This is a genomic window from Streptomyces rugosispiralis (assembly GCF_024505145.1).
Lineage (GTDB): Bacteria > Actinomycetota > Actinomycetes > Streptomycetales > Streptomycetaceae > Streptomyces > Streptomyces rugosispiralis.
The window spans coordinates 40657-55017 of record NZ_JANIAA010000053.1; the positions used below are offsets into that span (position 1 = coordinate 40657).

Here is a 14361-nt window from a genome sequence, read left to right on the forward strand (position 1 = left end):
CCGATCAGCCGCCGGACAACGCCACCCCGGATGGCTTCCGAGTTCCGGACGGCGGCCGAGCCCCGCACACCTTCCGACGCCAGAGGCCCGAGGACCCCCTATGCCCACCCCCCATCGCCCGCCCACCGCCGCCACCTCCACGGACACCGAGGAGCTGGGATTCGACCCGGACGTCCTGCGGGCGAAGTACCGGGCCGAGCGCGACCGCCGGATCCGCCCCGACGGCAACAAGCAATACCGGCGCATGGCCGGCGAGTTCGGCTCGTACGCCCAAGACCCGTATGTGGAGCCGGGGTTCACCCGGGAGCCGCTGCGCGACCGGGTCGAGGTGCTGATCATCGGTGGCGGATTCGGCGGTCTGCTCGCCGGTGCGCGGCTGCGGCAGGCCGGTGAGCGGGAGATCCGCGTGATCGAGCAGGGCGGGGACTTCGGTGGGACCTGGTACTGGAACCGCTATCCGGGTGTCCAGTGCGATATCGAGTCCTACGTCTATATGCCCCTGCTCGAGGAGGTCGGCTACGTACCACGGTGGCGCTACGCGCCCGGCGAGGAGATCAGACAGCACGCGCGGGCGATCGGGCGCCACTTCGACCTCTACCGCGATGTCTGCTTCCAGACGCGGGTGACCGAACTCCACTGGGACGACACCGAGTCGGAGTGGACCGTGCACACCGACCGGGACGACCGCATCCGGGCGCGCCATGTGATCATCTCCAGCGGAACACTCAGCCGGGCGAAGCTCCCCGGCATCCCCGGGATCGAGACCTTCCAGGGGCATACGTTCCACACGAGCCGCTGGGACTACGACTACACCGGCGGCGACGCGAGCGGCGGTCTGCGCGAACTGGCCGACAAGCGCGTGGCCCTCATCGGCACCGGCGCGACCGCCATCCAGGCCGTGCCACATCTGGGGCGGGACGCCGAGCACCTGTATGTGTTCCAGCGCACGCCGTCCTCCGTCGACGTGCGCGGCAACCGCCCCACCGACGAGGGCTGGGCCGCGTCGCTCACGCCCGGCTGGCAGCGCCGCCGCAGGGACAACTTCCTCGCCGTCGTCACCGGTGACCAGGCGGACGAGGACCTGGTGGGCGACGGCTGGACGAGCACCGCGCGGCTGCAGCAGAAGCTGATCCCGACCGACAGCTACGCGGAGCTTCCGCCCCAGGAGCGCGAACGCCTCTACGAGCTGGCCGACTTCCAGAAGATGAACGGAATCCGCGACCGAGTGGACTCCATCGTCGAGAACACGGCGACGGCCGAGGCCCTCAAGCCCTGGTACCGCTATATGTGCAAGCGCCCCACGTTCAGCGACACCTATCTGGACACCTTCAACCGGCCCAATGTCACGCTGGTGGACACGGCCGACCACGGGGGAGTCGAGCGCATCACCGAGAAGGCCGTCGTGGTCGGCGGGACCGAGTACGAGGTGGACTGCGTCATCTTCGCCACCGGCTTCGAGGTCGGCGTCTCCGGTGTCACCTCCGGACTCCTCCCGGTGCACGGCCGGGGCGGTGTCACCCTGACCGAAGCCTGGAGCGGCGGCCCGAAGACACTGCATGGCTTCTACAGCCACGGCTTCCCCAACCTCTTCCAGCTCGGCCCGGTGCAGAACGCCAGCGCGGTCAACTATGTGCACATCCTCGATGAGCAGGCCATTCATGTCGCAGAGGTGCTCGCGGAAGCGCGCAAGCGCGGGGCCCGGTATGTCGAGCCGACCGCCGAGGCCGAGTCGGCGTGGCGCGCCACGATCCGTGAGAAGGCGGCGGACCTGTACGCCTTCCACGCGGAGTGCACCCCCGGCTACTACAACAACGAGGGCATGCCGAGGGAGCGCAGCGAGTCCTTCGGCGACGGGCCGATCGCCTTCCATGAACTGCTCAGGCGCTGGCGCGCGGACGGCGGCATGGACGACGTCCTGGTCCCCTGACGCCGAAGTGCGCCATTCACGTATGAGACACCGATGTTCGCCACCGCACAAGGAGCGACGATGTATCCAAGCCGGTTCGACGACACCGGCCGTACGCGGGCCACGAGCGACCGGCTGGAGGTGCGCCGACTCACCCGGGCGAACCGGCTGTGGGGTTCCAACGGCGTCACCTTCGGCCCCGACGGGCGGCTGTACGTGGCGCAGTTCCTCGCCGGGCAGATCAGCGCCGTGGACCCGGCCTCGGGTGACGTCGAGGTGGTGGTGCCGCTCGACGGCCCGGTGGAGGCGCCGGACGACCTGGCCTTCGGGGCGGACGGCTCGATGTACATCGCCGATCTGACCCCCGGCCGGGTGTGGCGGCGCGGCTCCGAGGGCGAGTACACGCTCGTCTCCGACCAGGTGTCGGTGCCCAACGGCATCACCTGCGTCGGCGACCGCCTCTTCGTCAACGAGATGAAAATGAACGGCCGCCTGATGGAGCTGTTCCCGGACGGCGGCGACCCGGCGGTGCTGACCGACGGCCTGGCCCTGGGCAACGCGATGCAACTCGGCCCGGACGGCTGTCTGTACTACCCGCAGATGATGCGCGACCAGGTCTGGCGGATCCCGCCCGACGGCGGGGTGCCCGAGCTGGTGGCCGAGGAGGTGGACGACCCGGTCGCGGTGCGGTTCGACCGGGGTGGCGTCCTCGTCGTCCTGTCCCGTGGCAGGGCCGGGCTGGTGACCCGTATCGATCTGGACACCGGGGCCCGCTCGGTCGTCGCCACCGGCGTCGTGGGGCTGGACAACGCCGCGTTCGACCATGAGAACCGCATGTTCGTGTCCAGCTTCGCCAGTGGCGGGATCGCGGAGGTGCACACCGACGGCCGGACCCGGGTGGTGGTTCCGCAGGGGTTCGACGGGCCCTTCGGCATCACGGTCGACCTCGGTGGCACGGTGTACGCGGCCGACCACTTCCGCCTGGCGAGCCCGGACGCCACCGGCCCCGACGGACAGGAGCCCGGTGTCGTCACCCATGAGCTGATCTACGCCGTGCACAATGTCACCGCCGACGACGGCCTGCTCCACCTCACCTCACAACTCGGCGATGTACGCACCCACGACCCCGTGAACCGGACCACGCGGGTGCGCGCGACCGGGCTGGACCAGCCCACCGGAATCGCCGTCGCACCGGACGGCGCCCTCGTGGTCGCCGAGACCGGTGCCGGCCGCATCCTGCGCATCGATGACACCGACACGCTCAGTGTGCTCGCCGAGGGACTCGACCACCCCCTGGACGTCGCCTTCGACGGCCAAGGGCGCTGCTACGTCAGCGACGACCGGCGCGGTGCGGTGCTCCGGCTGGAGGACGGCGAGGCGGTGGCCGTCGCGGAGGGGCTCGGCGAACCGCAGGGGCTGGCCGTGCGCGGCGACGAGCTGTTCACGGTGGAGGTCGCGCACCGGCGGCTGCGGGCGATCTCGCTCGCCACGGGCGGGAGCAGGATCGACGCCGAGGACCTGGCGGTCGGCCTGCCGCCCGGCATCACCCGCACCGAACCCGAGCCGATCCCCGGAGTGCCCGGCCGCCCACGCCAGTTCGCCGGGCTCGCCGTCGCCCCGGACGGGGACCTTCTCGTATCGGCCAACGGGGAGGGGAGTGTGCTGCGGCTGGCACCACGGTGCCGCGCCACGTCGGTCGGCGCCTGAGTCCGTCGGCCGCGCCCGCCGCCAGGGCGGTCACCGTTCCGACGGCTCAGGACAGGTCGACCCACACCTTTCCCGACGCGGTGTACGCCGCGGTGAACGCCTCCTGGACGTCGTCGAGGGGGTAGCCGTCGCTGACCACCGCGCCGAACCGGGGTGGGGTCCGCGATTCCAGGGCGCCGACGGTCCGCGCGAAGTCCACCGGATGGTCGTAGATCATGCTGCCGATGAGGGTGATCTGGCCCGCCACCAGATCGCGCGGCGAGACCCCGAGCGGGGCGGTGTTCATCCCGATCAGCACGGCGGTGCCGTGTTTGGCGAGCCGTCGCAGCCCCTGCTCGACGACGCCGGGGGCTCCGGAGGTCTCGAAGAGACAGGGGAGCCCGTACGCGTCCGCCGGCAGGGGCGTCGCGCCCAGGGAAGACGCGCGGTCGAGCCGGGCCTCGTTGGGCTCCTGGACGAACACCGTCACCCCGTGGGCGACCAGTGCCTGGCACAGCAGCAGGCCCTGGGAACCGGCCCCGACCACCAGACAGCTCTGCCCCGGCGCGATCCCCGAGCGCCGCATCGCCGCCCGTGCCACCGTCGCGGGCTCCACACAGACCAGGTCCTCGAGGGGCAGATCCGGGGCGACCGGCCATACGAACGCGGCCGGGGCCACCACGTAGTCACTCAGCAGACCCGGGACGGTCAGTCCCACGGCGGCCCGGCCCGCACAGGCCGACGTCCGCCCGGCGCGGCAGGGTTCGCAGGTCAGACAGCAGTAGTCCGGTTCGATGGCCACGTCCTGGCCGATGCGCAGACCGCTGACCTCACGGCCGAGCTCGACGATCCGCCCCGCCCCCTCGTGGCCCAGGATCCAGGGCAGGCTCGGCGGCGGCCGGCGTCCCGCGTGCACCGCGAGGTCGGAGCCGCACAGCCCCGTGCCGCGCATACGGATCAGCACGTCCCCCGGGCCGCAGGACGGCTCCGGCACGGACACCACGGACAGCGCGCCGGGCTCCGTCAGCACGGCGGCCCTCAAGGGATCGCCTGCTTTCCGATGGGACGCGCCGTCGGCATCATGCCAAGAGCGTGCCACACATGATCCGCGCGGCGGTAGACCACACCACCTCGCCCCACACCACCTGCCCAGCTGACCGAGTCCCCGGCCACCGCGCACCTCGTAAGCGTACGCTGTGGTCGCAATCGACTTACCCGAGTGAGGAGTTGGAACGGCCATGTCGGACAGCACCCTGGCCCCCGATATCGATCAGGCCCTGTACGCACTATCCCCCGAGGGGCGGAAACTTCTCTTCACCGAGGCCAAGACGGCCTATGACTTCAGCGACAAGCCGGTGGGCGACGACCGTCTGCGGGCCATCTACGAACTGTTCAAATGGGCCCCGACGTCGGCGAATATCAATCCGCTGCGCATTCTGTTCGTACGCACCGAGGAAGGAAAGCAGCGGCTGCTGCCCGGAGTGGCGCAGCCCAATCAGGAGCAGACCGCATCGGCTCCGGTCACCGCGGTGCTGGCCGCGGACACCCGTTACCCGGAGTATGTCCCGTTCCTCGCGCCGTCCAACCCGCAGTTACAGCAGATGCTGGAGGCCAACCAGGAACTGCGCGAGTCCCACATGGACTTCAACGCCGTACTCCAGGCGGGCTACTTCGTGCTCGCCGTCCGCGCGGCGGGGCTGGCCGCCGGGCCGATGAAGGGATTCAACGCCGAGGCGGTGGACAAGGAGTTCTTCCCCGATGGCCGGTGGCGGTCGCTGCTGCTGGTCAACATCGGCTACCCGAGCCCCGAAGCCTTCCGGGACCGGCTTCCGCGCCCCTCGTACGAGCAGGCGGTACAGCTGGTCTGACGGCGGCGGAGTGATGTGAGGCGCCCACCTCCATGGGATCAGGCCACCTCGGCCGCGGTGACCTGATCCCCCTTCGCGCCGGCCCCCACGCCGCCCGTACGGTGCCTTCCCACGGCGACGAGGGCCACGTAGCATCGGCCGAAAAGCGCGGCGTGATCGTTTCGTGATATACAACTCATTCGCTTGACAGCGCGGTGCGCCGGGACCTACGCATAGGACCCGAGAGTGCCCCCTACCCGGTGCATGTCGCCCCCTACTCGGTGCATGTCACAGCCGCCACACGCTGTTCGCATGCTGTTGAAACACAAGACTCCGGCCGGCTCGCGTCTTTCCCTCATCCATTTCTCTCCCGCTGGCGGTGGGCCACGGGCATCAAGGGTGGACAACGCACCTGTGCCGCTGAGGAGTTCTGCCTGCTCGTCATGCGCTTTCGCGCGGGCACGCCCCATGAAGCGGCCGCGCGGATGGAGGAATGTCAGAAAGCGGGGTGCCCTGTGAGCTTGTTGGAATGCCACGATTCCACGGTCGGCGCCGGTCGGCCGGCGATCGGTTTCCGGAGGGACCAGGAGGACCGGGCGGACGAGGGGGACCGCGCTCCCGGCGGGGCGCTTCCCGACCTGGTCGAGCGCGATGACATCCGGGCCGTCCTGGATCGGCTGCTCGCCGATGCCACGGGAGGCAAGGGGCAGCTGACCGTCGTGGACGGGCCGCTGGGAAGTGGCAAGAGCAGGCTGGTGCACGAGTTCCTCGAATCCCTCGAACCGGGCGGCGCCCGCGTCCTGAGAGCCACCGCCTCGCTCCGGGAGCACCTGCTGCCGTACGGCGTGGTGACCCAGCTCTTCCACGGCATGACGATTCCGCCGCCCAGCCGGGACCGGGTGCGCGCCCTGCTCGCCTCGGCGGTCGAACACACCGTCACCGACGGGCGGTTAGCCGGGGGCGGCTGGGAGACGCGAGTCGTCGACGTCTTCCAGAAGCTCACCATGGAGCTGGCCCATCTCGCCGAGACCACCCCCCTGGTGATCTGCGTCGACAACGCCCACTACCTGGACCCGCCCTCGCTGCACTTCCTCGCCGGCATCGTTCCGTGGCTGCATTCCGCCCGTATCCTGGTGCTCCTCACCGATGACCACACCCTGCGATGGCCGCGTTCGCCCCTGCTGGCCGGGCTCCTCTCGCAGAGTCCCAACGCCCACCGGATCGCCGTGCGGCCCCTGAGTCGCAGCGGAGTCGACGCCCTGGCCGTCCGGCTGCTCGGACCGCATATCGCCTCCCCCCGGCTCACCGCGGAGTTCCACCGCATCAGCGGCGGCAACCCCCTGGCCGTCCACGCCTTGATCATCGATCAGCAGGCGGGCGGCGCCTGCTATCCCGATGGCTACGGACGGGCGCTGCTCGAGCTCGTGGCGCACTCCCGGCCGTCGATGCTGTCCGTGGTGCGCGCCCTCGCCGTGCTCGGCGGCGCGGCGCCGGTGGCGGACGTGGCCCGGCTGGCCGGGGTGGATGCCACGGTGACCGGCTGGGCCCTGCACGCCCTGGCCGACGCCGGACTGCTCACCAAGGGCCAGGCGTTCCGCCATCCGGTGGCCGCCACCGCCGTACTGGACGACATGCCCGCCGACAGCCGGACCGCACTGCACCGCGCGGCCGCCGAGCTGCTGCACGAGGCCGGGGCGCCCGCGCTGACGGTGGCCGGGCAGTTGCTGAGCGCCGGGGACGCCGATGCCGACTGCGCCACCGAGGTCCTGGTCACGGCCTCCGACGAGGCGCTGGCGACCGGCGATGTGAGCACCGCGCTCAGCTGTCTGGACCTCGCCCAGCACACCCGGGCCGACGACCCCACAGCGGCACGCATCCGCGCCCGGCTCAGCAGGCTGGAGTGGCAGCTGAAACCCCAGGTCGCCGTCCGCCATCTCCGCCCCCAGCTGCGCGACTTCGCCGCGGGCCACCTGGACCGCCGGGAGGTCTCCGAACTGGTGCTGGGCCTGGCCAAGGCCGGTGCCCTCGATGAGCTGACCGCCCTGCTGGACGCCCTGCGCACCCGCGCCCACCGGGGCGCCGGCTCCGGAACCGAGGACATCCGCCCCCTGACGAACTGGGCGGCGATGGCGTACCCGCTCCACACCGGGCTGCGGAAACTGGCCCACTCGGTGGCCGCCGCCACCCCGGAGGCCGCCCCCTGCCACGACCCGTGGCTGCCCTCGGCGGTCGCCCTGGCCGACGATCTGACCCGCGGCGGCAACGACCAGCTGACGCACCGCGCCGAACTGCTGCTGCGCACCTTCCACCTCGACCACGGCTCACTGTGGAACGCCGAATCCGGAGCGCTCGCCCTGCGCACGCTGCTCCACGCGGGCCGCTTGGACGAGGTCGTGGCCTGGTGCGAGAAGCTCGAGACCGAGGCCGCCGCCCACCATGCCGTCGCCTGGCAGGGGAAGTTCCTCGCCATCCGCGCCGAGGCCCAGCTACGGCAGGGACACCTGATCCCCGCCCACGACCTGGCGGCCCGCGCCATGGCCCTCGTACCGCCCCAGGGCTGGGGCATCGGCCTGGCCGGGGTGCTGGGCTGCGCCATCCTGGCCGCCACCCGCTCCGGCAGGCTGGAGCAGGCGGAGAAGTACGTGGCGCAGCCGATCCCCGAGCAGGCCCTGCACAGCCGCCACGGCGCGCACTATCTGCACGCCCGGGGCCACTACCGGCTGGCCACCCACCACTCCCAGGCCGCGCTCGCGGACTTCCTGGCCTGCGGCAGATTCGCCGAGGCCTTTCAGACGCCCGGCGCCGACGTGGTTCCGTGGCGCACCAGCGCGGCCGAGGCATGGCTGGCGCAGGACGACCAGGACCAGGCCAAACGTCTGGTACGGGAGCAGATGGCCCGGCTGCTGCCGGGCCCCTCGCGGGCCCGCGGGCTGTCCCTGCGCACCCTGGCGGCGGTCAGCCGGATCACCCGCCGCCCGCAACTGCTCACCGAGGCCGTCGACATGCTCAAGGACAGCGGCGACGACTACGAGCTGGCGCGTGCGCTGATCGACCTCAGTATCGCCTTCAAGGCCACCGGGGACCAGCGCAACGCCCGCCGGGTGGCCCATCGCGCCTGGTACCTGGCGAAGCAGACCGGGGCCGAGCACCTGTGCCGGGAGGCCGCGCTCGACCCCATCGACCCCGAGGCCGCGATGTCCGCGGATCAGCGCCAGGACGGGCTGTCCGCGCTCACCACACAGGAGCGGAGGATCGCGCTCCTGGCGGCCAAGGGCTACACCAACCGCGAGATCGCCGCCAAGCTCTACATCACCGCGAGCACGGTCGAGCAGCACCTCACGCGGGTGTTCCGTAAAGTCAACGTCAAGCGGCGGCAGGATCTGCCGCACTTCCTCTAGCCTTCATCTCACCGCGGTCACTTCAACTCACTTCGACAGCCCGGACCTGAACTGGCCGACCAGCGCGGTGAGTTCGCGTGAGGTGCGGGCCGCGCCGTAGATGTGGTGGTCCGGGCGCACCAGCAGGAACCGTGCCCGTGCCGCCTTCAGAAGCGGCAGATACACCTCGTCGACGTCGATGACGGCGCCCGGCGCCGCCCCGGCGCCCTCCGCCACCAGGTGCACCACCCGCGTACCGAGTCCGGTGAGGAAGCTCAGCTCGGACCCCTCCAACGCCACGGCCGGATCCGCCGACCCCAGCAGCACCGGACCGGTGCCCACCACCTCGTCGAACAGCCCGGTCACGCCCTCGTGCCGCACCCGGCCCTGGGGCATCACCTCCCCGGCCGGTGGCACCGGCGCCGTGCCGATCCCGGTGTACAGCAGGCCGGTCCGCAGCGGCGGACCGGCGGCGCCGTGCTGCCCGCCGCGGCCGGTGCCGGCGCCGCCCGCGAGCAGCGATGCGTCCCGGCTCGCGGCGGTGGCGGCGTCGGTCACACACAGCACTCTGCCCAGCCGCACCGCCGTGTCGATGGCCTCCCGCACATGGCCGATGCGCTCATGCGGATACGTGTCCAGCAGCCCCTCACCGGCGGCGCCCCGCAGCACCAGATCCAGCTTCCAGGACAGATTGAGCACGTCCCGGATGCCCGCGCACATGCCCTGACCGGTGAACGGCGGCATCAGATGGGCGGCGTCCCCGGCCAGCAGCACCCGCCCCCGCCGCCACTCATCCGCCCAGGCGGCCTGGAAGCTGTAGACGGTGTGCCGGTGCAGGGTGGCGTTCTCCGGGGTGACATCGAAGCGCTCCAGCAGCCGCCAGGCCGTCTCCGCCCGGTTCAGCTCGGCCACGCTCTCCCCGGGCAGCCGCATGAACTCCCAGCGCCTGCGCCCCGGTCCGCTGCCGACCGCCGTCGTCGGCCGGGCCGGATCGCAGTACTGCACATTGAGCGGGGAGAACACGCGTGGTTCGTGGAGCACCACATCGCACAGCAGCCAGTCGAAGGAGAAGCCGAGATTCGTCCGGCGCACCCCGATGTGGTCGCGGACGAAGCTGTTCGCCCCGTCGCACCCGACCACCCAGGAGGCGCCGCACCGCAGGCCGCTGCCCGCCGTGTCCGTCGCCGTGAGCTCCACCCCGGTGCCGCTGTCCACCAGGTCCGTCGCGGCGTAACCGCGCAGTACCCGCAGGTTGGGCAGCCGCTCGGCGCGGGCGCACAGCACCGCCTCCAGCGCCGGCTGGTGCATCGTGGTCGTCTCCGGCCAGCCGTGCGCACCCCGCTCGGCCAGCTCGACCCGCAGCAGGGACCTGCCCTCGGCGTTGCGCCAGTCGTAGGCGTCGGCCGGCAGACCGATCTCCGGATACGAACCGGCCACCCCCAGCGACGCCAGCGTCCTGGCCGTCTCACCGTCGAAGCTGGTCGCCCGCGGCAGTGTGTACGGGTCTTCCCACCGCTCCACGGCCAGCACCCGCCACCCCCGGGTGGCCAACAGGATGGACAGCACCTGACCGATGGGTCCGTAACCGACGATGAGCACATCCGCAGCCGGCGTGTCCGACCCCCGCCCAGAGCCCGCAGAGCGCATCCGCCCCTCCCTCCTCCGGTGCGGCGAACCTACCAGCGGAGGCCGAACGGACCGGGACAAAGGGGGTTTGGTGATCACGAAGTAAGGGGGGATGAGGGGGGTGAATCAGGGGATTCTCCTAGTTTTCCGGTGTGAAGCTGGAATGGGTGAAGCCGCTGACGCGTCACCTGGAACCCTGACCGCAGGGAGGGGAGAGGTGGCATGCTGCGCGCCGAACTGATCCGACCGATCCAGGACCTCCTCACCGAACAGAGCCGCCGCTTCGGCGCCAAGACCGCTTACGCCGACGCCCGGCGCGCCATCAGCTACGCCGAGCTGGAGACGCGCACCCGCCGACTCGCCGGCCATCTGGCCGGGCTGAGCCTGCTGCCGGGCGACCGCGTTGCCATGTACCTCGGCAACCGTGTCGAGATGGTGGAGAGCTACTTCGCCGTCGTCCGCGCCGGGGGAATCGGTGTCCCGGTCAATCCGCATGTCTCCCAGGCCGAACTGGAGCATCTGCTCACCGCCTGCGGCAGCCAGGTCGTCATCACCGACTCCGCCCACTTGCCGCTGCTGCGCCGACTCGCCCCCGGGGCGAGTCCGCTGACCGTACTGGTGGTGGGCGAGGAACCGGTCCCGGCGGGCTGCCTGTCCTACGAGCGGTTCGCCACCACCGAGCCGGACACACCGGCCCGCGACGACCACGGGCTCGACGACATCGCCTGGATGCTCTTCACCTCCGGCACCACCAGCAAACCCAAGGGTGTGCTCGCCACCCAGCGCAACTGCCTCTGGTCCGTCGCCGCGTCCTACGTACCCGCGCTCGGCCTCACCGCCGAGGACCGTGTGCTCTGGCCGCTGCCCCTGTTCCACAGCCTCTCCCACATCGTGTGCGTGCTGGCCGTGACGGCGGTCGGAGCGACCGCCCGGATCACCGACGGACACTCCGCCGAGGACGTGCTGGAGCTGTGGGGCGAGGACCGCTCCACGGTCATCGCCGGAGTCCCCACGCTGTACCACTACCTCGTCCGCGCCTCCAAGGCGCCCGGATACACCGCCCCCGGCCTGCGGGTGGGCCTGGTCGGTGGCGCCGTGACCACGGCGGCGCTGCGGCGCTCGGTCGAGGACGCCTTCGGGGCCCCGCTCATCGACGCGTACGGCAGCACCGAGACCTCCGGTTCGATCGCCGTCAACTGGCCCACCGGGGCCAGGGTCGAGGGCTCCTGCGGACTCCCCGTCCCCGGCCTCGCGCTGCGGGTGGTCGACCACCGCACCGGCCTGGACGTGCCCGACGGGACCGAGGGCGAGGTGTGGGTCCGCGGCCCGAACGTCATGGCGGGCTACCACAACCAGCCCGAAGCCACCGCCGAGGCGCTCCGGGACGGCTGGTTCCACACCGGCGACCTCGCCCGCCGCGACCGGGACGGCTATCTGACGGTCACCGGACGGCTCAAGGAACTCATCATCCGCGCCGGGGAGAACATCCACCCCGTCGAGGTGGAGGACGTCCTGCGGACAGCGCCCGGTGTGGCCGACGCCGCCGTGGTCGGCAAGCCGCACGACGTCTTCGGCGAAGTCCCGGTGGCCTTCATCGTGCCCGCACCCGGCGGCTTCGACCCGGCCCAGGCGCTCGCCCTGTGCCGGGAGCGGCTCTCGTACTTCAAGGTGCCCGAGGAGCTGTACGAGATCGAACGGATCCCGCGCACCGCGACCGGCAAGGTCACCCGGCACCGGCTGCTGGACGGCCCGGCACGGCTGCGTGCGGTGGGCAACGCCTACCATGACGCGCTCTTCCGCACGAGGTGGGTACCTCAACCGTCCGCTCTTCAGCCCTGGCCCCGCCGTTGGGCGCTGCTCGGCCAGCATGCCCCCGGGCTCGTCGGCCTGCTGGGGGCCTCCGGCGGTACCGAGCTGGGCGAGCACATCGACATGGCCGGCCTGAGAGCGGCGGTGGCCGCCGGAAGCCCCCCGCCCGCCGTGGCACTGCTGTCGGCCGCCGCGGACACCACCGAGGGTGTCCTGATGGACGTCGAGACATGGCTGGCCTCCGCCGAGCTGTCCGATGGGCTGCTGGTGGTGGCCACGCGAGGTGCCGTGGCGACGACCGCGGGCGAGGACGTGCCGAATCCGGAACAGGCCGCGCTGTGGGGGCTGGTGCGCTCCCTGCAAGCCGCTCATCCCGGCCGTATCGCCATCGTCGACCTCGACGAGCCGGATGACGCGGCGTGTGCCGGTGCACTGGTGGCGGCGGTGGCGTCGGGCGAGCCCCAGAGCGCGGTGCGCTCGGGCGTCGTGCTGCTGCCGCGCCTTGAGCGCGTGGCCTTGGACGCGGGCCTGGGCCTGGGTCCGGATGCCGAGCGGAATGTGCCCGTGGCCTTCGACCCCCATGGCACCGCCGTCGTCACCGGAGTGGACACCCGGCGCGGCGCCGCGATCGCCCGGCATCTGGTGACCGGTTACGGCGTCCGACACCTGTTGCTGATCGCTCCGCCGGGGCAGGGCGGCCTGGCCAACGAGCTGTGTACCCAGCTCGCCGACGCCGGAGCCGATGTCCGGCTGGTCGAATGCGCCCTGGACAACCGCACCAAACTGAGGCGGGCGCTGGCCAAGGCCGGCAGCCCCTTGAACGTGGTCGTCCACGCCTGGGAGGCCGTGGACGAGCCGTCGGACGGGCGCGTGGCAGCCGAGGCCAGAACGCTGTACGAGCTGATCCGGAACGCCGATCTCACCGCGTTCGTGCTGTCCTCCTCGACCAAGGGGTCACTGGGCGCGGCAGGGGAGACCACTGAAGCCGCCTCCGCCGCCTTCCTCGACGCCTACGCCCAGCATCTGCGGGTGCGAGGGGTACCGGCCCAGTCCATCGCCTGGGGTCCGTGGGAGGGAGAGACCGACGAGACGGCCGGCGCTCTGAGCCCTCGGGAGGCCCTCGCGGCGCTGGACGCCGCCCTGGCCGTGGACGAGGCCCAACTCGTCGCGGTGAAACTCGACCCGACCGCCGTGCCGACCGGGACGACCTCCCCGTTGCTCCAGGACCTGATCGACGTCCCGGCGCGCACCGCCACCGTGGACGAGGCCGCCACGGTGGCTCTGCGGGAACGGATATCGGACGCGCACGAGGCCGATCGGGACCGGCTGCTCACCGATCTCGTCCGCGAACACCTGGCCGACCTGCTGGGCCTGGCCGACAAGCACGCCGTCGAGCCCGAGCGGGCCTTCACCGACCTGGGCCTGACCTCGGTCACGGTGGTGGAGCTGCGCAACCGGCTGAGCGAGGCCACCGGGCTGCGCCTGCCCGCCACCTCCGCCTTCGACCACCCCACCCCGGTGGCGTTGGGGAGCCTGCTGCGGCGGGAACTGCTCGGCGGTGCGGAAGTGGGGCCGGAGGTGCCGACCGCCTCGGTTCCGGCCCCGGGTTCGGCCATGGTCGCGGGCGCCGGCGTGGGCGTGGCCGATGACCCGATCGCGATCGTGGGGATGGCGTGTCGGCTGCCGGGCGGGGTCGGGTCGCCGGAGGAGTTGTGGGAGCTGGTTCTCGCAGGTGGTGAGGGCATCGGGGAGTTCCCGGCGGATCGGGGATGGGATCTGGAGCACCTCTTCGATCCGGATCCGGATCACGCCGGGACGAGCTATGCGCGGCGGGGCGGGTTTCTGTATGACGCGGGGGAGTTCGACGCGGAGTTCTTCGGGATCTCGCCGCGTGAGGCGCTGGCGATGGACCCGCAGCAGCGGTTGCTGCTGGAGACGTCATGGGAGGCGTTGGAGCGGGCCGGGATCGATCCGGTCTCGTTACGGGGCCAGGACGTGGGCGTCTTCGCCGGGATGATGCATCAGAACTACGGCGTCGGCTCCACCGAAGGGGCGGATTCCCCCGCCGGTCTGGAAGGCCACCTGATGACCGGCACCTCGGCGAGCGTGG

General features: G+C 71.5%; 7 protein-coding genes. 5 read left to right on the forward strand and 2 right to left on the reverse strand.

Features of this window, described 5'->3' with window-relative positions; translation table 11 throughout:
• The first annotated feature begins 100 nt into the window (after window positions 1-100).
• Entirely contained in the window at window positions 101-1927 is a 1827-nt protein-coding gene (locus tag NP777_RS42375) for a flavin-containing monooxygenase (protein WP_256655524.1), read from the forward strand.
• Window positions 1928-1987: 60 nt separating this feature from the next.
• Window positions 1988-3613 carry a hypothetical protein gene (locus tag NP777_RS42380; protein ID WP_256655525.1) on the forward strand — a complete coding sequence of 542 codons (1626 nt, stop codon included), beginning with the start codon at window positions 1988-1990 and terminating at the stop codon, window positions 3611-3613.
• 46 nt (window positions 3614-3659) lie between these two features.
• On the opposite strand, the gene NP777_RS42385 is transcribed toward NP777_RS42380, so the two are convergent.
• Window positions 3660-4622 carry a zinc-dependent alcohol dehydrogenase gene (locus NP777_RS42385; protein ID WP_256655526.1) on the reverse strand — a complete coding sequence of 321 codons (963 nt, stop codon included), beginning with the start codon at window positions 4620-4622 and terminating at the stop codon, window positions 3660-3662.
• A 208-nt stretch (window positions 4623-4830) separates the two neighbouring features.
• Here NP777_RS42385 and NP777_RS42390 point away from each other — a divergent pair, with 208 nt between their 5' ends.
• Window positions 4831-5460 (forward strand): malonic semialdehyde reductase, encoded by a 630-nt coding sequence (locus NP777_RS42390; protein WP_256655527.1) that lies wholly within the window; start codon window positions 4831-4833, stop codon window positions 5458-5460.
• Between the two features lie 494 nt (window positions 5461-5954).
• A complete protein-coding gene (locus NP777_RS42395; RefSeq protein WP_256655528.1) occupies window positions 5955-8837 on the forward strand; it encodes a helix-turn-helix transcriptional regulator in 2883 nt (960 codons plus the stop codon).
• Window positions 8838-8864: 27 nt separating this feature from the next.
• On the opposite strand, the gene mhpA is transcribed toward NP777_RS42395, so the two are convergent.
• Window positions 8865-10415 (reverse strand): bifunctional 3-(3-hydroxy-phenyl)propionate/3-hydroxycinnamic acid hydroxylase MhpA, encoded by a 1551-nt coding sequence (gene mhpA, locus NP777_RS42400; protein WP_308405378.1) that lies wholly within the window; start codon window positions 10413-10415, stop codon window positions 8865-8867.
• 249 nt (window positions 10416-10664) lie between these two features.
• Here mhpA and NP777_RS42405 point away from each other — a divergent pair.
• Window positions 10665-14361, forward strand: a 3697-nt coding sequence (locus NP777_RS42405) for an AMP-binding protein (protein WP_256655530.1), incomplete at its 3' end; no start/stop codon positions are given.

Excerpts from the sequence above, each read along its gene's own strand:
- NP777_RS42380 (WP_256655525.1), top strand. The coding sequence starts at position 1,988 with ATGTATCCAAGCCGGTTCGACGACACCGGCCGTACGCGGGCCACGAGC.
- NP777_RS42390 (WP_256655527.1), top strand. The coding sequence starts at position 4,831 with ATGTCGGACAGCACCCTGGCCCCCGATATCGATCAGGCCCTGTACGCA.
- NP777_RS42375 (WP_256655524.1), top strand. The coding sequence starts at position 101 with ATGCCCACCCCCCATCGCCCGCCCACCGCCGCCACCTCCACGGACACC.